The organism is Nitratireductor sp. PBL-C9, assembly GCF_050877045.1.
GTDB classification, from domain to species: domain Bacteria; phylum Pseudomonadota; class Alphaproteobacteria; order Rhizobiales; family Rhizobiaceae; genus Nitratireductor; species Nitratireductor aquimarinus.
This window is the reverse complement of sequence record NZ_JBPAXW010000005.1, coordinates 151,456-173,081: the sequence shown is the minus strand read 5'-3', so window position 1 is coordinate 173,081 and position 21,626 is coordinate 151,456. Positions and strand designations below refer to the sequence as shown.

The window sequence follows — 21,626 nt, the reverse complement described above, 5'->3', positions numbered from 1 at the left end:
CCTTTAGCGATTATGGCGTTACGCAGACTTTTACCATGACGGCTACGAACTATGGGCCCGGAGCGACCGATGGAGATGATGGCTTTACGCTAATTGCCACACTTCCAGCCGGCTGGACGACCAGTGGCGCACTGCCGACGGGCTGTGTACAGGGCGGTTCTACCGTGACCTGTAGCCTTGATGCTACGCCTCTAATGGCGTCTTCCGGACCGGGCGCTTCCGGGGGGACGGTCAGTTTTGACGTTCCTGTTGTGGTCGAAGAGCCCACTGAGGCGGGTGATTACACCGTACCCGTTGTTCTCGGGCGATCTGCGCCGGATGGAGATGCTGACGCGACCAACAATGATTTTGATACAGGCAATGACAGCACAGATATCGTGCTGAGGTTTCCTCCAACGCCCTCTTTTACAGTCCTGAAGACGTCCGTCCTGAATGGCAACGGCACGATCAGCTATACGTTCAGGGTTGAGAACACGGGCAATGCGACGTTGACCAACATAGTTCTGAGCGATGATCATGCGGCGGTGACGGGCAGCCCGATTGCCACACTCGCGCCCGGTCCCGCCAATGCGGTGACGCTGACCGGGACCTATACGGTGACGCAGGTGGATATCGATGCCGGTCACGTGGACAATCTGGCGTCGGCCACGGGCAAGGACCCGGACAATGCGGATGTGACGGTGCAGTCGCACCCGACCGGTGGGACGGCGGGGACGCCGACACGGACGGATATTCCCCAGACCGCGTCGAGCGACTTCATCAAGTCGGTGACGCATGTCGACACGGACAATGACGGTTTGCTGGATGCGGGGGAACGCCTGAATTATGCGTTCAGCGTCGAGAACACGGGCAATGTGACGCTTTCCAATGTGACGGTGACGGATCCACGGGCGACGATCTCAGGCAGTCCGATTGCGAGCCTTGCACCGGGCGTGACCGATGCGACCACGATCACCGGCTATTATGACGTGACGCAGGCGGACATCGACAGTGGCAGCGTGGACAATGTGGCGTCGATGAGCGCCGAGGATCCGAACGGGGACCCGGTTGAGCTGGACTCACGTCCGCCCGGCGGGACTGCGGGTGACAGCACAAGTTTTACGGCAACCGCTTCGACCGGTCTTTCTGTTCTGAAGGCCTCGGTTCTGAATGGCGATGGAACAATTACCTATTCCTTCACGGTGGAGAATACGGGCAATGTGACGCTGACCGATGTCGCATTGACCGACGATCACGCGACTGTGACGGGCAGCCCCATTGCAACGCTTCTGCCGGGTCCCGCGAATGCGGTCACGCTGACGGGCACCCATACGCCGACGCAGGCGGAGATCGACGCCGGTTATGTGGACAATCTGGCGAGCGCCACGGGCAAGGATCCGGGCGATGCGGATGTGACGGTGCAGTCGCACCCGACCGGCGGGACGGCGGGCACGCCGACGCGGACGGATATTCCGCAGACCGCATCGAGCGACTTCATCAAGACGGTGACGCATGACGATACGGACGGGGATGGGTTTCTGGATGCGGGCGAGCGCCTGAACTACACGTTCAGCATCGAGAACACGGGCAATGTGACGCTCTCCAATGTGACGGTAACGGACACGCGGGCGACGCTGACAGGCGGTCCGATTGCCACGCTTGCGCCGGGGGTGACCGATGCGACGACGATCACCGGTTATTACGATGTGACGCAGGCTGACATTGAAAGTGGCAGCGTGGACAATCTGGCGTCGATGAGCGCCGAGGATCCCGACGGAGACCCGGTCAATCAGGATTCGCGCCCGCCGGGCGGCAGTCCCGGCGACAGCACAAGTTTCACGGTTGCATTTGATGGCGCTCTGGATGTGTTGAAGACGTCTGTCCTGAACGGTGACGGGACGATCAGCTACACGTTCACGATCACGAATCCCGGCAATGTGACGCTGACCAATGTGGTTCTGAGTGACGATCATGCGGCAGTGACGGGCAGTCCGATTGCGACCCTTGCACCGGGTCCCACGAATGCGGTGACGCTGACGGGGACCTATACGGTGTCGCAGGCGGATATCGATGCAGGTCACGTGGACAATCTTGCGAGCGCCACCGGCAAGGATCCAGTCAATGCGGATGTGACGGTGCAGTCGCATCCGACGGGTGGAGCAGCGGGCACGCCGACACGGACGGATATTCCGCAGACCGCGTCGAGCGACTTCATTAAGACGGTGACGCATGACGATACGGACGGGGATGGGCTCCTGGATGCCGATGAGCGGCTGAACTACGCGTTCAGTGTCGAGAACACGGGCAATGTGACGCTCTCAAATGTGACGGTGACAGATCCGCGGGCGACGCTGACAGGCGGTCCGATTGCCACGCTTGCACCGGGTGTGACCGATGCGACGACGATCACCGGCTATTACGATGTGACGCAGGCGGACATCGACAGTGGCAGCGTGGACAATGTGGCGTCGATGAGCGCCGAGGATCCGAACGGAGACCCGATCCATCAGGATTCGCGTCCGCCGGGCGGCAGTCCCGGCGACAGCACCAGCTTTACGGCAGATGCCGAAGGCGCAATTGATGTGATCAAGGAAGCTGTTCTGAGCGACACGAATGAGAATGGTTTTCCGGACAAGGGCGAGTTCATTGAGTTCCGTTTCACCGTTACCAACACGGGAAATGTGACGCTGACGGATATTTCCATCGAAGATGAAAAGGCGGATATCTCGGGCAGTCCGATTGCAGGGCCTCTTGCGCCCGGGGATGCTGATACAAGCGTGACGGGGCTCTACCGGATTACGCAGGCCGATATCGACGCCGGTGTTTTTGAGAACATCGCCAGCGCCACCGGTAAGGAACCGCAGGGTGACACGGTTACGGCCGAGAGCCGGCCCGCTACTGGACAGCCGGGGGAAAAAACAGCGCTCACCTTCGCGCTGAACCCGTCTATCGAACTTGATCTCCATGATGAATGGGTTGATTCGAACAGCAACGGGTTTCCGGATCCGAATGAACCCGTGAACTACACGTTTACATTGAGGAATACCGGCAATGTGACGGTCGAGAACATCGCCTTGGCCTCGTTTGATGTGGCGGTCAACAGCAGTCCTGGCGCTTCCGAAGCTCCGCAGCCACAGGTCCAGGTTGCTGTGCCAAGCGGTGCGCTTGCCAGCCTGGCGCCTGGCGCGGACGACAACACGACTTTCACCGCGTCCTATCTTCTTACGCAGGCGGATATTGATGCCGGCGGGGTCATTGCAAAGGCAAAGGCTCAGGGGCTTGCGGTTGGCGGAACACCCGTTTCGGATCACTCGGATGACCCGTTGGATATCGCGGACACGGATATCGAAGGGGATGGCGAGGCGGATGATCCGACTGCGACCCCGTTGTTGCAGAACGTGGTGCTGACGGTTGACAAGACTGGTGCGTATGAAGCCGATGACCAGGGGTTGGCCGAGCCCGGCGACACGATCCTCTATACGTTCACGGTGACGAATGACAGCAATGTGAGCCTTGAGGATGTGGTGCCGGTTGATGCCGGACCGCGCTTCAACGGACACCCCGGTGGCGGTAGCATGTCGCCCTTCTCGCCATCGAGCGTTGACCTGGCCGCCGGTGAAAGCGCTGGCTTTACCGCCCGCTATGCGCTGACGCAGGGCGACATCAATGCGGCTCAGGGCATTGAAGACGGTGTGAAGAACTCGGCGTCGGCGACGGGGACGGGGCCGCGAGGTCAGACCGCTAAGGCACCCGAAGTCGAAGCGCTGGTCGAACTGCCGGGGTTTGCGATCAGCAAGATGGCATCGCTGAGCGAAGTTAACCGTGGCGGCAGGGTGCCCTATACGATCCGGGCCAAGCTGCTTGGGCTTCCTGGCTCCACAACGGTGAACATCGTGGACCTGATGCCGCCGGGCCTGAGTTTTGTGCCGGGGTCGGCCAGACTTGACGGTGCGGCCATCACCCCTGTGGCGGTGGGCCAGCAGCTTACCTTCGAAAATGTCACGCTGGCCAAAGACAGTGCTGTTGAGATCACGCTTGATCTCGCCGTCGCTGCGGCAGCCAAAACGGGCAAACATGTCAACCGGGCTTGGATAAGCAGTCTTGATGGCAGGCAGCTGTCTGGGGTGGCGACGGCTGTGGTGGAAGTCATGGCTGATCCGCTGTTTGATTGTGGCGACATCATCGGCAAGGTGTTCGATGACAAGAACCGCAACGGGTATCAGGACGATGGGGAGCGCGGTCTTGCCGGTGTTCGGGTTGCCACGGTGAAAGGGCTTTTGGTGACGGCGGATGCGGAAGGTCGCTTCCACATCGCCTGTGCGGATCTGCCCGATCACCGTATAGGCTCGAACTACATTCTGAAGCTCGACACGCGTTCCCTGCCTTCCGGCTATCGTCTCACGACGGAGAATCCGCGTGTCGTCCGCCTGACTGCCGGCAAGGCCTCCAAGTTCCTGTTCGGTGCTTCCGTTGGTCGTGTTGTGCGGCTTGATCTGAGCGACGCGGCCTTTGACGAGGGTGTGGTGGCTCTGCGTCCTGAATGGCAGGCTGGCCTTGCCCGGATGGTCGAGCTGCTCGACAAGGAGCCGTCGGTTCTAAGGCTGGTCTATACGGAAAATGGAGAAGGCAGGCGTCTGGCCCAGAAGCGTCTCAAGGTGATGCGCAAGGACATTGCCAGGGAATGGCGGAGGGTCGGCGCCCGCTATCGGCTGGAAGTCGAAGCCAAAGTCCTGTCGGGTTCTCGCTGATAAACCAGATCTCCTCCGGCGATTTGCTGGAGGAGGTCCGTGATGCGTCGGACCTTCAACGGCCTGTCAGTCCTGCAGGACGATCCGGTCGCCGCGCAGTTCGAAGCCGGAAAGGGTGTTGATGAAACTCATGCCCAGAAGGCTCTGCCCAAGGCGGCCGGGCTGGGCGATGTAGACCGGCACATCGCTGCGCGCGATGGCGCCTATGCGCACTTCCTGCGCCCGGGCGCGGGCGACCATGGCGGTGCCGTTGGCGGTCGCGACCGGGATCTGAAAACGCAGCGTGGACGGGTCGAAACCGGCCCGTCTCGCATCGTCGTCGGACAGAACGATGCTGCTCGCACCTGTGTCGATGAGCATGCGCAGAGCCTGTCCGTTCACATCGGCGATCACCTCGAAATGCCCGTTGGCCGAGCGCTCCACCATGACCCGGGCATTGCCCTCGCTGCTGACTATGGAGACGGGGCTGCCGGGGATGAGGCCGGCCGTGACGCGGCTTGCGACATCCTGAAGCTCGTAGCGATACTGATAGACGGCGATGAGTGCGAGAAGCAGGAACACCCAGAAGGCGAGGGAGCGTGCGGCTTCGCCAATCCGCATGCCCGATCCCAGAATGCCGACCAGCAGGACCGCGCCCCAGAGCCCGAGATAAAGCGTTGCGGCAAAGGTGGCGTTCTCCAGCCCGAGGACGCGGCCGGAATCGTGATTGGCGATCAGCAGGATCAATCCGCCGCCAAGCAGCGCCATGACAATCCAGAAAAGCCGCATGGCTATTGCTCCTGTGCGCGCGTTCGTGCGAGCCGGCTCCGCCGGGTTTCGCGTCGTGGTTTGCGTTCTATCGTCTCAAGACGTTCCGGAAGTGCGTCCATGATTGCGCCGCGCTCCTCGTCCGACATGGCGATCCAGCCGGCGATCTCCTCGCGCGTGCGCCCGCAGCCGAAGCAAAGTCCCGATGTCAGGTCGATGGAGCATACGAGGATGCAGGGCGATTTCATGTCAGGCACGGTCTTTCCAGTGTTCTGCCAAGACATGGGGCATGGCGTCCTGTGGCGCAAGTCGCCGCGCCCGTCTATTCACCATTGCACCGGGCGGCTGTGGTGGGTATCTCGTTGCCGAAACCAATCGGGAACCAGATTTCATGTCCTTCTCCGGAATGCCTTTCGACGATGTGCGCTCGCTGCTCGAGCAGATCGAAGCGCCTGACGACAATGCCGCGACAGCCATGGCGCTGGCATTCGACCGGGCGGGTTATGCGGGAGGGGCGCTGGGCCGTCTCAGGACGCTGGGTGTCTGGCTTGCGCGCACGCGCCGCCGTGTGCCGCCGTTGATCGGCAAATCCGGTGTCGCGCTCTATGCCGCGACGCATGGCTTTGCGACGGAAGATGCAGGCGATCCGCTTGCCGCGCAGCGTGCGCGCGTGGATGCCGTTGCTGCCGGTGCGGCTGCCGTTTCCCATCTCTGCGTGGCGAACGATCTTTCGCTGAATGTGTTCGACCTTGCGCTTGATCTGCCCGCGGACGACATCCGCAAGGGCGCATCTCTGGATGAACGCTCCTGCGCCGCGACCATCGCGTTCGGCATGGAGGCAACGGCCGAAGGCGTTGACCTGCTTTGCGTCGGTGCTGTTGGCGCGCAGGCAAGGGCGGCTGCATCCGCACTTCTCACGGCACTGTTCGAGGGCGGAGCCGATGTGGTCGATGGCGCTGACCGGGTGATCGTCGAAGGCGCGCTTTCTTTCCATGCGGGGCAGCTTGCCGATCCTCTGGAGGCGTTGCGCCGGCTTGGCGGGCGCGACATCGCGGCTCTGACCGGCGCCATTCTTGCAGCCCGCGCGCAGGGCATTCCTGTGGTTCTCGACGGTGTGCCGGCGCTTGCCGCTGCCGCTGTCCTTTACCGTTTGTCGCCGGACATGATCTCGCATTGCGTTCTGGCCGGCGCCGGCTCTTCGCTTGAGATATGGGCGGCTGAAAAGCTCGAACTTGAGCCGCTTCTCGACCTCGGGTTCTCGGGCGAAGAAGGCTGCGCCGGTGCGATTGCGGTCGGTCTCGTGAAGTCGGCTGCCGCTCTTGCCGGCGGCGTGGCGGAAGTCGCCAAGCGATTAGGATAAACTGTCAGGCAGCCTCAGGCGGCTCCGCCTGAGGCGCGTTTGCGCTCTCTTGGAACGGCTGGAAGCTCTTCCATCACCCGCGAGCGGGGGAAGGCGACAATGGCGTCCGTGCCCGAGCGCAGTCTTGAATTCAGCTCGAAGACCCCGTCATGCAGCGCTGTCAGCCCCTGTACGATGGGCAGGCCAAGGCCCGTGCCCTGTTCGGCGCTCTTGATGGCGATGGAGCCCTGACCGAAGGCCGAAAGAACCACGGCCAACTCGTCGTCGGGGATGCCGGGGCCATTGTCCTTGATTGCCAGATACTGCCCGCCACCGGCCGTCCAGCCGACGCGAATGCGCACTTCGCTTCCCGTGGGGCTGAATTTCACCGCATTGGCAAGCAGGTTGAGCGTGATCTGGCGGATGGCGCGCTCGTCGGCGAAAAGGCGTAAGAGCGTCGGTTCGACTTCCAGCCTGAGGCTGATGCCCTTGCCGCGCGCCTTCATCTCCATCAGTCGGCAGCAGTCTTCCACGATGGGGCCGAGAAGGAGCGGTTCCTCGTTCAGCCGGTACCGTCCCGCCTCGATGCGCGAAAGATCGAGGATCTCGTTGATCAGGCTGAGCAGATGTTTGCCGGATGTGTGAATGTCGTTTGCGTAATCCCGGTAGGTGGGATTGTCGAGTGGACCGAGCACCTGGTTCGCCATGACCTCGGAAAAGCCGAGAATGGCGTTGAGCGGCGTTCTGAGCTCATGGCTCATGGATGCGAGAAAGCGCGACTTGGCGAGATTTGCCTCTTCGGCGCGCCGGCGCGCCTCATCCGACATGGATTTTGCGGTTTCCAGTTCTCCGATCAGCGCATTCTTTTCGCTCTCAAAGGCAAGCAGTCTCAGAGCCGCACGATTGCGGTGATGCGCCACATAGGCGAGGAATGGCAGCGATGCGGCGAGAACCAGCGCCGTTACCATGCTCGCTGTGTCGGGCTCTGCGCTGACTGTGAAGGCGAAGAGGCAAACGGGCAGCGCGAAGGCCGCGACAAGCGCACCGCCAAGCGATGCGGTGACGATGGCCGTTCCCGCGATGACGAACAGAAGCACCGCGCCCTGAATGACGGCCGGGTCCGTCAATGCGCCTGCGGGGGCTGGTAAGATGGCGAAATAGGCCCATCCGAGGCCGCTGGCGAAATGCGCGGCATATAAGCGATAACGCGTGCGCGTGACCTCGATTTCGTTTTCCGGCAGCCGGTTGAGGCGATGCGCCAGGGCAAAGAGCGGCAGGTAGCAGGCGAGGCAGGCAAACGCCCAGGTGAAAATCCGCTGTGCGTCGAACCCCGCATAGAGACCGCCCACGCAGATTGAAACGATCAGCAGGGGCGGCTTGATGGCGTTGGAGAGGATGGCCCGCGCATGCAGTTTGAGCATGTCGCGGTTGAAATCGGGCGGGCCGAGATTTTGGGACAGCCGATCACGCGTGCGCCGCACGGCAAGCCCCACATTGCTGTTGCGATGCGGCTTGGTGCGGTCCACAATGAACTTGTCGGCGAACTTGTCGGCCGATTTTGACGCTTCCGGCACCATCACCTGTTTCGAATTCCCGCTATTCGCCACCCAGATTATTCGTGAATGATTAAGAGACCCTTCAGGAAATGAGTGGCCGTCGATACACGCGCCGCCGTGGTCGCAGGCGCATACGCCTTGCAGACCTTGCTCTGACCCTGCTGCTTCTGGGCGGGATTGCGCTTCTCGTTGACCGGCTTCAGTGGCTGAGCACCGAGACGCTCACTGGCGCCGTGATCGTCCATGACGGCGATACGCTCACCCTGTCCGGCGAACGTATCCGCCTCAAGGGTATTGATGCGCCGGAATACAACCAGTCCTGCACGCGCGATGGTCAAAACTATGCCTGCGGGCGTGAGGCGCTTCGCGCCCTGCAGCGGCTGGTGGTGCGGGCGGAGGTGGTTTGCGAGGGATATGAGCGTGATCGCTATGAGCGGCTTCTCGCCCGCTGTATGGTGGATGGAGAGGATATCGGCCGTGCGCTCGTGGAGGCTGGCTGGGCGATGGCCTATGGCGATTACGATGCAGTCGAGGCGGAGGCGCGCCGCGCGCGCCGGGGCATCTGGGCCGGCGGCTTCGATGCGCCGCGGGACTGGCGCGCCGCGCATCAGGGCGAGGTTCCGTCGCAGGATGATGATTTGCTCGGCGGCCTCTGGGAACGGGTAAGACAATGGTTTTCAGGCGAAGGACAGGGAACGCAAGATGAAGCTTTATGACGGGGGCAGGGCGCCCAATCCACGGCGTGTGCGCATATTCCTGGCCGAGAAAGGCATTGAAGTGCCGATTGTCCCCGTGGACATGGGCGCGCTTGAGCACAAGTCGGAAACGCTGACGCGGCTGAACCCGCTGCAGCGCCTGCCGGTGCTGGAGCTTGATGATGGCACGGTTCTCACCGAGACGGTGGCGATCTGCCGGTATTTCGAGGCGCTGCACCCGGAACCTGCCCTGTTCGGCAAGGGCGCGCTCGGGATGGCGCAGGTGGAGATGTGGCAGCGTCGCGTGGAGATGCATCTGTTCTTTCCCATCGCACAGGCGTTTCGCCATCTGCACCCGGCCATGAAAGACTGGGAAGTGCCGCAGGTGGGCGAATGGGGTGAGGCGAACAAGCCCAGGGCACTGGAATTTCTCACCTATCTCAATGCTGAACTCGCTGACCGGCCTTTCATCGCCGGTGATGATTACAGCATCGCCGACATTACCGGGCTCTCAAGCGTTGATTTCATGAAGCTGGCGCGGATTTCCATTCCCGATGGGCTCGATCATGTGATGCGCTGGTATCATACGGTGGCCGGAAGGCCGAGCGCGCAGGCCTGAGCATGGACATGCAGGACGGAGCGCTGGCAGCCCTTCTGGAGCAGGTCCGCGCCTGCCGTCTCTGCGTGGAAGAGCCCGAGGGCAAACCCCTCCCGCATGAACCGCGCCCCGTGGTGGTGGGCTCCTCGACCGCGCGCATTCTGATCGCCGGGCAGGCGCCGGGCACGCGGGTTCACGCTTCCGGCCTGCCATTCGACGATCGCTCGGGAGACCGGCTGCGGGACTGGCTTCAGGTGGACCGCCCGACATTCTACGATCCGTCCCGTTTTGCCATCGTCCCGATGGGGTTCTGTTTTCCGGGCCTTGATGCGAAAGGCGGAGATCTGCCGCCGCGCCGGGAATGCGCACCCGCCTGGCGTGGGCAGTTGATGGCGCTCATGTCGCAGATCGAACTCGTGCTGGTGATCGGGCAATATGCGCAGGCCTGGCATCTGGGGGGCGAGCGTTCACGCACGCTGACAGAGACGGTTGGCGACTGGCGGCGGCTTTTGGCGCTGCCTCGAAGCCCGCGCGTTCTGCCTCTGCCGCATCCCTCCTGGCGCAACACTGCCTGGCTCAGGAAGAATCCCTGGTTCGAGCGCGATCTGCTGCCGGTTCTCCGAGAGGAAATCCATCGGCTTATCTCACCGGTTTGAGAATTCTGCGGTCTAAATCTCGAGTTTTCGAGCAAAAAATTTCTTGTTGAGCGGTGTGGCTCCTGTCATTTTAGGAAATCATTTTCTCTGGAGTTTGTCATGGACCGCCTTGATCGCAAGATCCTGCGCCTCTTGCAGGAAAATTCGACCCTTGCTGTTGCCGATGTTGCAAAAAAGGTGGGCCTGTCGACGACGCCTTGCTGGCGGCGCATTCAGAAGCTGGAGGAAGAAGGCGTCATTCGCCGGCGTGTGGCGGTGCTTGATCCGGAAAAGATCAACGCGCGGGTCAATGTCTTTGTCTCGATCCGCACCAACATGCACAGCCATGAATGGCTGAAGCGCTTTTCCGAAGTGATCCAGCAGTTTCCCGAAGTGGTCGAATTCTACCGCATGAGTGGCGATGTGGACTATCTGCTGCGCGTGGTCGTGCCGGACATTGCGGCCTATGACGCTTTCTACAAGAAGCTCATAGGCAAGATCGAGATCCGCGATGTCTCGTCCACCTTCGCCATGGAGCAGATCAAATACACGACCGAGCTGCCGTTGGATTATCTGGTGCTCGACAAGGATTCCGGCGGCTCCAACGGCGGCTGAGCGGAAAGTTCGGCACCTCTTGTGACCCGATGCCACGGATTGTCCTGTGACGGGTCGCGCCATGCAGGCCCGTTCCGGTTCGGGCTGACTTCCGCGCGGCGCATCGTGTAGCCGGATTGGATGATGGCCGCTCCGTCCAGAATGAAAAGCTGCGTCTTTTCCAGGCCGGGGCGCAGAGCGCCCGTGATCGTGACCGGCTCATAGTTGGAACTGAGCCGGTAGGGCTCTGATGGCACCACGCGGATGACCTGATTGGCCGGCGGCTGCTGCATGTGGCTGCAAGCGCCGCGCCGCGCGACCAGCATGAAGGCGTAGACCAGTTCGCCCTCGCGATCGGCCGGCAGGAGATAACCTGACAGCCTGATCGTTTCTCCGTCCAGACCCGTTGCAAGCGCGGGCCCATCAGGATTGCCGTGGGCGGGGGAGAGTTCCGGCCAGTCGATCTCTCGTGCCTCAACTGCGCTGGCGCTGGCCGTTGGGATGAAGGCCGGTGTCACGAGAAGGCTCAGGATCGCTGCATGAAACACCCGGAACCGGCCAGCCATCGCTCGCTCCTATTTTGACAGCCGGGCGAGGAGGGATGAAGTGTCCCAGCGATTGCCGCCCATCTTCTGCACGTCCTTGTAGAACTGGTCGACCAGCGCCGTGACCGGCAGGCTCGCCCCGTTGCGATTGGCTTCGGAGAGGCAGATGCCGAGATCCTTGCGCATCCAGTCGACCGCGAAGCCAAACTCATATGCGCCTTCGTTCATCGTCTTGTGACGGTTCTCCATCTGCCAGGAACCGGCAGCGCCCTTGGAGATCACATCGACGACTTTTTCGATATCAAGACCGGCTTTCTGGCCGAAATGAATGCCTTCGGCCAGCCCCTGAACGAGGCCTGCAATGCAGATCTGATTGATCATCTTGGTGAGCTGGCCGGAGCCGGCCGGGCCCATCAGGCCGACCATGCGCGCGAAGGAGGAGATGACCGGCTTCGCTTTCTCGAAGACGGCTTCGTCACCACCGCACATGACCGTAAGCACACCGTTTTCAGCACCGGCCTGACCGCCGGAGACCGGCGCATCGATGAAGCCAAACCCGCTCTTTTGTGCTGCCTCGGCCAGTTCGCGCGCCACTTCCGCCGACGCCGTGGTGTTGTCGATGAAGATGGCGCCTTCCTTCATGCTCTGGAAAGCGCCGTCTTCGCCGAGTGTCACCGAGCGAAGGTCATCGTCATTGCCGACGCAGGAAAACACGAAGTCCTTGCCTGCGGCGGCCTCACGGGGCGTCGGGGCGCTCGCGCCGCCATGCTCTTCAACCCATTTCCGGGCCTTGGCGGCCGTGCGGTTGTAGACCGTGACCGTATGACCGCCCTTGTTTTGAAGATGCGCGGCCATCGGATATCCCATGACCCCGAGCCCGATGAATGCGACGTCTGCCATTCGGAAATTCTCTCCCTTGATATGCGTGTGCTGGCGCAGGTTGCGCTAGCGCTTCAGATGCTTTGTGATGCGGAGTTCGATCCAGTCGATCGCGTTGCGCAGCACCTCGACAATGCCAAGATAGATGATGGCGGCCCAGATGTAAGTCTGGAAGTCGAAGGTGCGGGCATAGGCGCGCCGTGTCTCGCCCATCAGGTCGTAGACCGTGATGATGGCGACGATGGCCGAACCCTTGATCATGAGGATGATCTCATTGCCATAGGGCCTCAGCGCCACGATCAGGGCCTGGGGGATGATGATCTTGCGGAGCGTCTGGAGTTTTGAAAGCCCCAGAGCCGAAGCAGCCTCCCATTGTCCGCGCCCGACGCTTTCCACCGCGCCGCGCAGGATTTCCGCCTGATAGGCAGAGGTGTTGAGCGTGAAGGCAAAGGCCGCGCAGTACCAGGCCTCGCGGAAAAAGCCCCAGAGACCGATGGCCTGAAGTTCCGGGCGAAACGAACCGAGACCGTAATAGATCAGGAAGGTCTGCGCCAGAAGCGGCGTGCCGCGGAAGAAGTAGACATAGGCATAGGCCAGTCCGGCGATCAGCTTGTTCCGCGACATGCGCCCGAGCGCGATGGGAACGGAGAGCAGTGCGCCGCAGATGACCGAAACGGCGACGAGCTGGATCGTGACCCACAGGCCCGACAGGTAGCGCGGCGCATAGCGGGCGAAGATCTCGGGATCCCATGCATTGACCATGAAGATCAGCACGCCGAGCCCAAGTGCTGCCCAGATCGTGAGCAGAACGACGCCGATGATGCGGGCGCGCGTCCAGCCCTGTTTCACCTCCGGTGGCCGTTCCACCGCAATTGTGCCGTTCGCGCTCATCGCTGCACTCCATGGCGTTTCGTCCGTCTTTCGATCGCGCCGAGGACGATGGAGGAAAGCATGGCGAGGACGAGATAGAGGAGGCAGGCAATGCCGTAGAACAGGAACGCCTCCTTGGTGACGCGGGCCGCGATGCCGGTCTGGCGCAGGATGTCGGTGAGGCCGATGACGGACACGAGTGCGGTGTCCTTGAGGAGGATCAGCCACAGATTGGACAGGCCGGGCAGGGCGAGACGGATGAGCTGCGGCAGGATGACAAGCCGCATGGTCTGCCCGTTGGAAAGGCCGATTGCGTGGCCGCCCTCATATTGCCCGTCCGGGATCGCCCGAAACGCCGCAAGGAAAACCTCGCTGGCATAGGAGGAGAACACAGCGCCCAGCGCGACCATGCCGGCCACGAATGCGTTGATCTCGATATTGGCATTCGGGTTGAACAAATGCACGAGCTTCTGCAGGCCGATCTGCGCGCCGTAGAAGACGAGAAACAGCGTCAGCAGTTCAGGAAGACCGCGGAAAATCGTCGTGTAGATGTTTGCTGCAAGCCGTAAGGCCTTGTCGTTCGAGCGCTTGCCCAGCGCGACGAAGAAGCCGATGGCGAGCCCCAGAGGTAAGGTGGCCAGCGCCAGGGTTACCGTCAACAGAACGCCTTTGGCGATATTGTCGCCCCAGCCCTCAGGGCCGAAACTCAAAAGGGTCCAAACCCCTTCCATCTCCCAAAATCCTTACTCGAACCGCCTGATCCTGCACCCCCATGCGGATTGGCGATTTCATTTCTGGTAACGGTGCCCTTAAGCAAACGCCGCCCGATACGCAACAGGCGGCCGAACCTTTCGGGTCCGGCCGCCTGCGGCTATGTCAATCGACACATGATGACTGCGCTCAATCGCCGTAGACGTCGAACGAGAAATACTGGTCGTTGATTTCCTTGTATTTTCCGTTTTCCCGAATGGCGGTGATGGCAGCGTTCAGCTTCTCGCGGAGCTCATCCTCGCCCTGACGCACGGCAATGCCGATGCCGGGGCCGTAGATGGCTTCATCCGGGGTAAGCGTGCCGAGCACCTTGCAGCAGGCGCCATCTTCGCTGTCGAGGAACTCCTGAAGCACGATCACGTCATCGATCACGGCGTCCAGACGACCGTTCACCATGTCGAGCTTGTATTCCTCGGCGGTCGGATAAACCTTCACGTCACTGTCGCTGAAGGTCGTTTCGGCGAAAGTCGCATGGGTGGTTGCGCCCTGCGCGCCGATCACCTTGCCGGCCAGATCCTCCCTGGACGTGCCGGTGATGTCGGATTCCTTCGGCACAACGAGCGCCGGCGGCGTGTTGTAATACTTGTTGGAGAAGTCGACCTGCTTCTTGCGGTCCTCGGTGATCGACATGGAAGCGATGATGGCGTCGAACTTGCCGGCCTGAAGGGCGGGAATGATGCCGTCCCAATCCTGCGTCACGAACTCGCACTCCGCCTTCATCTCGGCGCAGAGCGCCTTGGCGATGTCTACGTCGAAGCCTTCCAGAGAGCCATCGGCGGTCAGGTTGTTGAAGGGAGGATAGGCGCCTTCGGTGCCGATCTTCAGCTTCATCGTGTCCTGGGCATGGGCCGAGCCAACTGCGAGCGCCAGAGCGGCTGCGGGCAGGGCGAGCGCGATACGCCGTGAAATAAGCATTCTAGTTCCTCTCATCTTATTATGTGCCGCCTTCCATTTTGACCGGGGCGGTGCATGAAGCCGGATATTCCCACCGATTTGCCGCAAATTGCAACCGTAAAGGTGACGGCTCCCGGGCAATGCAAGGAAGGCGCAGGAACCCAGGGGCAGAACCCATTAATATGGCCGCAATGGCGTTCGATAGACCAAAAGATGCAAGGAAACGCCAGCAGAGCGGGGTCTTCCCCCGGTCAAGGGGGGTGACGCAGCAGGTCGCCGGTCTATCGAGCGTCTTTCGGATCGGCCTGATTTGCACGGGCTACCTTGTCGCAAACCCTTGAAAGACGTGAAGTCTTCCTGCGGTCTTGCTTCGCGTATCCGCACAAATCAGGCCGACCATTTCGGCCATATTAATGGGTCTGACCCTAGCCGCCGCTGCGCGCGATTCCCGTATGATTGACGATGAAATCGGCAATGGCGTCTACGTCATCAAGGTCGAAGACCGGCAATGCGCCGCCTTCGGTTTCGTGGTCGGCCGCCACAGCAACGATTGTCGGGTCTGATGCCGCAAGAAAGGCCTTGTCGCCGGAAGCCCGCCGGCGGCATTCGAGCTTTGGGTGGCCGGCGCGCTTGAAGCCTTCGATGAGCACCAGATCGCAGGGAGAAAGCCGTGACAGCATCTCCTCCATTGTTGGCTCTTTTTCATCGGTGAGTTCATGGATCATCGCCCAGCGCCTGCCAGACACGATGGCGATTTCGCCTGCGCCCGCGCGGCGATGGCGGAACGAATCCGTTCCTTCGTGATCAATGTCGAAATCGTGGTGCGCATGCTTCAGCGTTGCGATCCTGAAGCCGCGTTTCGTCAGCGTCTCAACGAGCGCGACGGTCAAAGTGGTCTTGCCGGAATTTTTCCAGCCGACAATGCCGAATACGGGCTGATTCACGACTTCTCTCTTCTGCTTCTTTCACGCGCCTGTTCAAGGTCATCGGGCGTGTTGACGTTGAAGAATGGATCGCCTTCGGCGCTTTGCGGGAAATCCACGATTGCCGCCTTCTGGATATCGCAGGCATAGGCGGCGACACGGCGGTTTCCGCCTTCGGCGATATGTCGGGCGAGATCGTCGGCGATGCACACAGGCCAGAGCCCGAAAACCGGATGCAGCCTTTCGCCTGAACGCGCAAGGGCCACCGTTTTGGCGCTCCCGCCGGCTTCGGCCAGCCGGTCCACCAGATCATCCGGGAAGAAGGGCGTGTCGGCTGCTGCCGTGACGATGTGGGTGGCGCCGGGCGCATTTTGCCGTGCCCATTGCAGGCCGGCGAGGATGCCGCCCAGAGGACCGACGCGCTCTGGCAGCGGATCGGAGACCACATCGAGCCCCAGTGTCGCAAAGCGTTCGGGATCGCCATTGGCGTTGAGCGCCAGCCGGTCGACCTGAGGGGAAAGCCGCGCGATCACCGTTTCCATCAGCGAGGCTTCCTCAAGCGCGAGCATGCCCTTGTCGCCGCCGCCCATGCGGCTGGCTTCGCCACCGGCAAGAATGATCCCGACAATGCCCTTGCTCATGCTCATATACCTGCCTCAAACATCTCCGACCTGCCGGGCAACGTAAATCACATAGAGCGATGTGACGATGCCGAGCGACGACGAGATCAGCATGACCCAGATGAGCGGGTAGGGGCCGGTATCGGGTGAAAGGAGAGCGCCGGCGAGAACGGAAAGGGCCGCGCCGCCGCCGATCTGCAACGCTCCGCCCAGGCCCGACGCCGAGCCGGCCAGATGTGGACGCACGCTGACAATGCCTGCATTGGCGTTGGGCATGGTCATGCCATTGCCGATGCCCACGAGGAATGAGGGGCCGAACAGCGACATTGGATGGTAGAAGCCGACAAGGAACAGCGCCAGAGCCAGCAGGAGGCCCAGCGAGGCGACAATGTTGCCGGCGAGCATCATCGGGTTGATGCCGATGCGCCGCGAATAGCGACCGGACATGAAGTTGCCGATCATGTAGCCGACCGAGATGAAGATGAAATACAGGCCGTATTGCGATGGCGTCAGACCCAGGATCTCGGTGGCCACATAGGGACCGCCGCCAAGAAACGCGAAGAACGCGCCGGACGCCATCCCCGCAGTGGCGGTGTAACCCCAGAAGCGACGGGCGCGGAACAGTTCGGGGTAGGTTTTCAGCTGTTTGGTGAGGCTGGTCGAACGGTTGTGATGGGTCTCGCCGAGGTCGAGATAGACCACCACGAAAGAGATAAGCCCAAAGCCCAGAATGAGATAGAAGGTGGACTTCCATCCATAGAGCTCATCCAGAAAGCCGCCGATAACGGGGCCGAGCATGGGTGCCAGCGTCATGCCCATGGTGATGTAGCCGATGCGGCTTGCCGCTTCGTCCGCGCCGACCGTGTCGCGCACGATGGCGCGCGACAGGACCATGCCGGCGGCGGCGAAGGCCTGCATCACCCGGCAGATCAGGAAAATGGTGATGTTGGGGGCCACAAGGGCGGCGATGGTGGCCAGGATGAAGATGACGAAAGAGGTGAGCATGACCGGCCGGCGGCCAAAGCGGTCAGACGCAGGGCCGATGCCGAGCTGCAATATGGCGGTTGCGGCCAGGTAGAGCGAAACCGCAAGCTGGACGACCCTGTAATCGGCCTGAAAATACTCTGCCATTCCGGGCAGTGAGGGAAGGAAAAGGTTCATGGAGACAGCGGCGGTGGCGCTCGCGATCACCAGCGTGACGATATGGGGAGGGGTGGCAGAGCGGGGCAAATGCTTTTCCATAACGTCTTGAGAACCTTGATTTATCAGAGACTGTGACCGGAGATGCGGTGCACAGCCTCGTTGGCAATGGTCAGGCGCTTTTGTGACTGCCTGTTGCCCCTCATGTGCCCTCCGTGGCCATGCTGGGGGTTGTGCTTTCAGCGGCAGGTTTGACCCTGTCGATGATCTGTTCGCGATAGAGCGTGTAGAGGCCGGAACCGACAACCAGCCCTGCGCCGAGGATCATGGCCCAGTCCGGCCAGTCGCCGAAAAGGACGATGCCGAGCGCAATGGCCCAGAGCAGCGCCGTGTACCGGAAGGGCGCGATGAAGGAGAGTTCCCCCACGCGAAGCGAAACCACGATGAAATGATACCCGCAGACCACGCACAGCGTCGCGCCGACAAGGATTGCGAAATCCGCATTGCTCATCGGCGACCAGCCGCCATAGGGGACGACCAGAACAGCGCCGGCAAGCGTGACCGCTGCGGCGGTGGCGGTGGAGATCAGGGATGAGGGGATATCCTCGGGGATCTTGCGTGTTGTCAGGTCGCGCATGGTCGCGAAGGCAACTGCCGCCACGCCATAGAGCGAATAGGCGTTGAAGGCGTCAAAGCCCGGCCTGATGATGATCAGAATGCCGATGAAGCCCACGGCAATCGCGCTCCAGCGACGCCAGCCAACGGGCTCACTGAGAAAGAAGGCTGCGCCCATGGTGACGGTGAGTGGCAGCACCTGCATGACCGCTGTCAGGTTGGCGATGGGCATATGCGCAAGAGCCGACAGGAAGCAGATCGTTGCACCTGTCTCGCCGGCAACCCGCAGCGCGACCATGGGGTGCAGGATGGCTCTGGGCTGCTGCAGCGCTTTGGTGCGCCACGCGAACAGAAGCATCAGCGCGGTCGCCATGACGCCGCGCACAAGCATGACCTGTCCCATGTTCATGACTTCGGCTACAAGCTTGGTCAAAGCATCATTGATGGTGAAGCCGGCAAGGGCCACACACATGAAAAGCGCACCGCGCGCATTCGGCGAAAAGGACACGACTACCCCGCGATGCAGGCACGTGGAAACACACCGCCCGCCGGGGGCGGCGCTTCCACGTCGAAGGAGTTTCAACGGTTATGCGCGAAAGCGAATCTGCTCCCCGCACATCTCGTGTTGATGCTAAGTATACCTTATTGATTTGGCAATCGTTGAGGCCGCGAAAAACGCCCCGAATCCGGCCCCGGATCCATTCTGACGCACCCTGCGAGACACACGAAGATTTTCAGAACGCGCTTGGTTCGGCTGGCTCACCATGAGGGAGGGCGCTGACTGCCAAACGCGTTGAAACGTCTTTGATCAAGATGCCTTGTCACGAACTGCTTCCCTCATGGTGAGCCAGCCGAACCATGCATCGCGTGAATACGATGGAATATGGGAAAGACCGAAGAAGCGTTCCGCCTTTCGGTCCGGGACCTTAACCGCCAGTAACGCTCATATGGCGCGAGACCGAGGGGCGGTTGGTGCGCCGGTCGATGATGAAGTCGTGCCCCTTGGGCTTGCGGGCGATGGCCCTGTCGATGGTTTCGGCAAGCAGGTCATTGCCTTCCGAAGCCCGCAGCGCATCGCGCAGATCGGCGGAATCGTCCTGACCCAGGCACATGTAGAGCATGCCCGTGCAGGTGATGCGCACGCGGTTGCAGCTTTCGCAGAAATTATGCGTCATCGGGGTGATGAAGCCGAGCTTGCCGCCCGTTTCCGCCACCTCGACATAGCGCGCCGGTCCGCTCGTCTTGAACGGAATGTCGGTCAGCGTGAACTGCTTCTCAAGCTGTGCGCGCAGGAGCGAAAGCGGAAGATACTGGTCGGTCCGGTCGCCGTCGATCTCGCCCATGGGCATGGTCTCGATCACGGTCATGTCCATGCCGCGGCCATGCGCCCAGCGCAGCATTTCGGGTATTTCGTCTTCGTTGAAGCCCTTGAGCGCGACGGTGTTCAGCTTGATCTTGAGGCCGGCGGCCTCCGCAGCTTCAATGCCACGCATCACCTTGTCGAGCTTGCCCCAGCGGGTGATGGCGTGAAACTTGTCCGCATCGAGCGTGTCGATGGAAACGTTGATGCGCCGAACGCCACAATCGGCAAGCTCGGTGGCAAAACGCTCGAGCTGGGAGCCATTGCTGGTGAGCGTCAGCTCATCGAGTGCGCCGGATTTCAGGTGGCGCGAAAGCTGCCGCACCAGATGCATGATGTTCTTGCGCACCAGCGGCTCACCGCCGGTCAGCCGAAGCCGCCGCACGCCCTTTTCTATGAAGACGGTGCACAGCCGGTCCAGCTCTTCCAGGCTCAGAAGATCGCGCTTGGGCAGAAACGTCATGTCTTCCGCCATGCAGTAGACGCACCGGAAGTCGCAGCGATCAGTAACCGAAACGCGCAGATAGTCGATGGCGCGGCCAAAGGGGTCGATCATGTTGCTCTGCGTCATAGGCTCGCTTCCGCTGGCGGTTCCGATCATGTTTCCACCCTTCTCATGTCGTGGATCGGGGCAGACAATTCAAGCGCCGTGACACTAGCACCGGGCTGTTCTCGTGGGCAATCCGCATCGCAGGGCTTTTCAGTTGAACCAAAGCTGAATAGGTCTGTTGGCCGAAAGGCGGTGCACAATGAGACCACCCAAGGAATTGCGTGTTTCCAGGGATCGTTCTTTGCTGACGGTTCTGTTTCCCGATGCCGAGCCGGCGGAGCTTTCCGCCGAGATGCTGCGGGTTCTTTCTCCATCCGCTGAAGTGCAGGGCCATTCGCCCGAGCAGCGCGTCACCGTTCCCGGCAAGCGGCATGTCACCATCAGCCGGGTTGAGCCCGTGGGCAATTATGCGGTGCGGATCGTGTTCAGCGATGCGCATCAGAGCGGCATTTTCACATGGGTCTACCTCCATGAGCTCGCTGCGCAGAAAGACGCCAAATGGCAGGGGTATCTGGATGAATTGGAGGAGAAGGGGTTGAGCCGTGACGCATGACGCTGCAACGCATGAGAATGAAGAACACATCATCGCCTCCATGGAGGCGCTTGAGGCGCTTTACGGAAAGCCGGGCGCGGCCTCGCTGACCAAGGTTACCGACCGTGTCATCCCCGAATATGCGCAGCTGATCGAAGCCTCGCCCTTTGTGGCGCTGGCGACCATCGGGCCGGAAGGCATTGACTGTTCTCCGCGCGGCGACAGGCCGGGTTTCGTGCGCATCCACGGTGACCGCACCCTGATGATGCCCGACCGGCGCGGCAACAACCGGACCGATTCCCTGCGCAACATCATCCGTGATGACCGCGCGGCTTTCCTCTTCCTCATTCCCGGATCGGGCACCACGCTGCGCGTCAACGGGCGTGCGAAGCTCTCGGTTGATCCCGATCTGTGTGCATCCTTTGCGGTCGACGAGGCTGCCCCGCGTTCGGTCATCGTGCTTGCGGTTGACGAGATTTATTTTCAGTGCGCGCGGGCGATTGTCCGGTCCGGTCTGTGGAACGCTGAAAACCATGTCGATCCGCAGAGCCTGCCAACGGCCGGCCAGATACTGCAGGCGACAAGCCGCGCTGAGATCGACGGCGAGGCTTATGATCGCGATTGGCCGGAGCGTGCGCGCCAGACCATGTGGTGACGCGCTGATTGGCGGGCCGTTGCCTATTTGTGGGTGAGGATGTTGATGAGCTTGCCGAAGGGGTCGCGCGTGTAGAAACGGCGCACACCCCAGGGCTCGTCGGCAGGTCCGTATTCTATCGGAAAGCCTGCCGCCTCGACCCGCCGCAGCGCCTCGTCGAGATCATCCACCTCGATCGACAGACCGGGCACGGGCGTGCCCGATCCACCTTCGGACATGACGCTGAGCTGAACGCTCATCTGTTCGTCTGCGCCATGGGTGACGATCCAGCCCTGATCCATCAGCGTTTCCAGTCCCAGAACATCGCCATAAAAGCGGCGTGCCGCTTCAGGCCTGTCTGCGGCGATGTTGCTGACGATGCGCTTCACCCTCATGGCGTTT

Annotated in this window: 22 protein-coding genes; 8 read left to right on the top strand and 14 right to left on the bottom strand. The window is 61.4% G+C overall.

Annotation, left to right across the window (positions count from 1 at the left end):
* Window positions 1–35 precede the first annotated feature (35 nt).
* A complete protein-coding gene (locus tag ACRTG1_RS12605) occupies window positions 36–4,727 on the top strand; it encodes a DUF7507 domain-containing protein (protein WP_432516394.1) in 4,692 nt (1,563 codons plus the stop codon).
* 66 nt (window positions 4,728–4,793) lie between these two features.
* Here ACRTG1_RS12605 and ACRTG1_RS12600 read toward each other — a convergent pair whose 3' ends face one another.
* Both ACRTG1_RS12600 and ACRTG1_RS12595 read right to left on the bottom strand, forming a co-directional pair.
* Window positions 4,794–5,495 (bottom strand): retropepsin-like aspartic protease family protein, encoded by a 702-nt coding sequence (locus tag ACRTG1_RS12600; RefSeq protein ID WP_206547448.1) that lies wholly within the window; start codon window positions 5,493–5,495, stop codon window positions 4,794–4,796.
* A gap of 2 nt (window positions 5,496–5,497) precedes the next feature.
* Window positions 5,498–5,722 (bottom strand): DUF1289 domain-containing protein, encoded by a 225-nt coding sequence (locus ACRTG1_RS12595; RefSeq protein ID WP_206547710.1) that lies wholly within the window; start codon window positions 5,720–5,722, stop codon window positions 5,498–5,500.
* 143 nt (window positions 5,723–5,865) lie between these two features.
* Here ACRTG1_RS12595 and ACRTG1_RS12590 point away from each other — a divergent pair, with 143 nt between their 5' ends.
* Window positions 5,866–6,834, top strand: a complete 969-nt coding sequence (locus ACRTG1_RS12590) for a nicotinate-nucleotide--dimethylbenzimidazole phosphoribosyltransferase (RefSeq protein WP_432516393.1) — start codon at window positions 5,866–5,868, stop codon at window positions 6,832–6,834.
* Window positions 6,835–6,848: 14 nt separating this feature from the next.
* On the opposite strand, the gene ACRTG1_RS12585 is transcribed toward ACRTG1_RS12590, so the two are convergent.
* The gene (locus ACRTG1_RS12585; protein ID WP_283800834.1) at window positions 6,849–8,390 is read right to left on the bottom strand and encodes a sensor histidine kinase; all 1,542 of its coding nucleotides are present in this window, start codon (window positions 8,388–8,390) and stop codon (window positions 6,849–6,851) included.
* A gap of 68 nt (window positions 8,391–8,458) precedes the next feature.
* On the opposite strand from ACRTG1_RS12585, the gene ACRTG1_RS12580 reads away from it, so the two are divergent.
* The 4 genes from ACRTG1_RS12580 to ACRTG1_RS12565 all read left to right on the top strand — a co-directional run bounded on the left by ACRTG1_RS12580 (window position 8,459) and on the right by ACRTG1_RS12565 (window position 10,912).
* Window positions 8,459–9,085, top strand: coding sequence for a thermonuclease family protein (locus ACRTG1_RS12580; protein WP_206552350.1), 627 nt, complete (start codon window positions 8,459–8,461; stop codon window positions 9,083–9,085).
* Window positions 9,072–9,683, top strand: coding sequence for a glutathione S-transferase (locus tag ACRTG1_RS12575; RefSeq protein WP_432516392.1), 612 nt, complete (start codon window positions 9,072–9,074; stop codon window positions 9,681–9,683). The genes ACRTG1_RS12580 and ACRTG1_RS12575 overlap by 14 nt, the downstream gene beginning before the upstream one ends.
* Before the next feature lie 2 nt (window positions 9,684–9,685).
* Window positions 9,686–10,318, top strand: a complete 633-nt coding sequence (locus ACRTG1_RS12570; protein WP_432516391.1) for a uracil-DNA glycosylase family protein — start codon at window positions 9,686–9,688, stop codon at window positions 10,316–10,318.
* A gap of 99 nt (window positions 10,319–10,417) precedes the next feature.
* Window positions 10,418–10,912, top strand: a complete 495-nt coding sequence (locus ACRTG1_RS12565; protein WP_113155415.1) for an Lrp/AsnC family transcriptional regulator — start codon at window positions 10,418–10,420, stop codon at window positions 10,910–10,912.
* Here the strand turns inward: ACRTG1_RS12565 and ACRTG1_RS12560 are convergent.
* The 10 genes from ACRTG1_RS12560 to moaA form a co-directional block, all read right to left on the bottom strand.
* Window positions 10,867–11,457 (bottom strand): DUF3299 domain-containing protein, encoded by a 591-nt coding sequence (locus ACRTG1_RS12560; protein ID WP_432516390.1) that lies wholly within the window; start codon window positions 11,455–11,457, stop codon window positions 10,867–10,869. The genes ACRTG1_RS12565 and ACRTG1_RS12560 overlap by 46 nt on opposite strands.
* 9 nt (window positions 11,458–11,466) lie before the next feature.
* Window positions 11,467–12,357, bottom strand: a complete 891-nt coding sequence (locus tag ACRTG1_RS12555) for an NAD(P)-dependent oxidoreductase (protein ID WP_224873420.1) — start codon at window positions 12,355–12,357, stop codon at window positions 11,467–11,469.
* 24 nt (window positions 12,358–12,381) lie between these two features.
* Complete coding sequence (locus ACRTG1_RS12550) at window positions 12,382–13,206, bottom strand: ABC transporter permease (RefSeq protein ID WP_113155412.1); 825 nt, start codon at window positions 13,204–13,206, stop codon at window positions 12,382–12,384.
* Window positions 13,203–13,916: an ABC transporter permease gene (locus ACRTG1_RS12545; protein ID WP_432516389.1), complete on the bottom strand. Its 714-nt coding sequence runs from the start codon at window positions 13,914–13,916 to the stop codon at window positions 13,203–13,205. Before ACRTG1_RS12545 ends, ACRTG1_RS12550 begins: the two co-directional genes overlap by 4 nt.
* A gap of 169 nt (window positions 13,917–14,085) precedes the next feature.
* A complete protein-coding gene (locus ACRTG1_RS12540; RefSeq protein ID WP_113155410.1) occupies window positions 14,086–14,871 on the bottom strand; it encodes an ABC transporter substrate-binding protein in 786 nt (261 codons plus the stop codon).
* A gap of 404 nt (window positions 14,872–15,275) precedes the next feature.
* Window positions 15,276–15,794 (bottom strand): molybdopterin-guanine dinucleotide biosynthesis protein B, encoded by a 519-nt coding sequence (gene mobB / locus ACRTG1_RS12535; protein WP_432516388.1) that lies wholly within the window; start codon window positions 15,792–15,794, stop codon window positions 15,276–15,278.
* Window positions 15,791–16,420, bottom strand: a complete 630-nt coding sequence (gene mobA, locus ACRTG1_RS12530; protein WP_432516387.1) for a molybdenum cofactor guanylyltransferase MobA — start codon at window positions 16,418–16,420, stop codon at window positions 15,791–15,793. Before mobA ends, mobB begins: the two co-directional genes overlap by 4 nt.
* A 9-nt stretch (window positions 16,421–16,429) precedes the next feature.
* Complete coding sequence (locus tag ACRTG1_RS12525; RefSeq protein WP_113155408.1) at window positions 16,430–17,635, bottom strand: multidrug effflux MFS transporter; 1,206 nt, start codon at window positions 17,633–17,635, stop codon at window positions 16,430–16,432.
* A 100-nt stretch (window positions 17,636–17,735) separates the two neighbouring features.
* Window positions 17,736–18,656: a DMT family transporter gene (locus ACRTG1_RS12520; protein ID WP_113155407.1), complete on the bottom strand. Its 921-nt coding sequence runs from the start codon at window positions 18,654–18,656 to the stop codon at window positions 17,736–17,738.
* 418 nt (window positions 18,657–19,074) lie between these two features.
* Window positions 19,075–20,079: a GTP 3',8-cyclase MoaA gene (gene moaA, locus ACRTG1_RS12515; RefSeq protein WP_206547454.1), complete on the bottom strand. Its 1,005-nt coding sequence runs from the start codon at window positions 20,077–20,079 to the stop codon at window positions 19,075–19,077.
* A 178-nt stretch (window positions 20,080–20,257) separates the two neighbouring features.
* On the opposite strand from moaA, the gene ACRTG1_RS12510 reads away from it, so the two are divergent.
* Both ACRTG1_RS12510 and ACRTG1_RS12505 read left to right on the top strand, forming a co-directional pair.
* Complete coding sequence (locus tag ACRTG1_RS12510) at window positions 20,258–20,611, top strand: gamma-butyrobetaine hydroxylase-like domain-containing protein (protein WP_206546320.1); 354 nt, start codon at window positions 20,258–20,260, stop codon at window positions 20,609–20,611.
* 40 nt (window positions 20,612–20,651) lie between these two features.
* Window positions 20,652–21,245 (top strand): pyridoxamine 5'-phosphate oxidase family protein, encoded by a 594-nt coding sequence (locus ACRTG1_RS12505; protein WP_432516400.1) that lies wholly within the window; start codon window positions 20,652–20,654, stop codon window positions 21,243–21,245.
* Between the two features lie 23 nt (window positions 21,246–21,268).
* On the opposite strand, the gene ACRTG1_RS12500 is transcribed toward ACRTG1_RS12505, so the two are convergent.
* On the bottom strand, window positions 21,269–21,619 hold the full coding sequence (locus tag ACRTG1_RS12500; protein ID WP_206546319.1) for a VOC family protein: 351 nt from the start codon (window positions 21,617–21,619) through the stop codon (window positions 21,269–21,271).
* Between the last annotated feature and the right edge of the window lie 7 nt (window positions 21,620–21,626).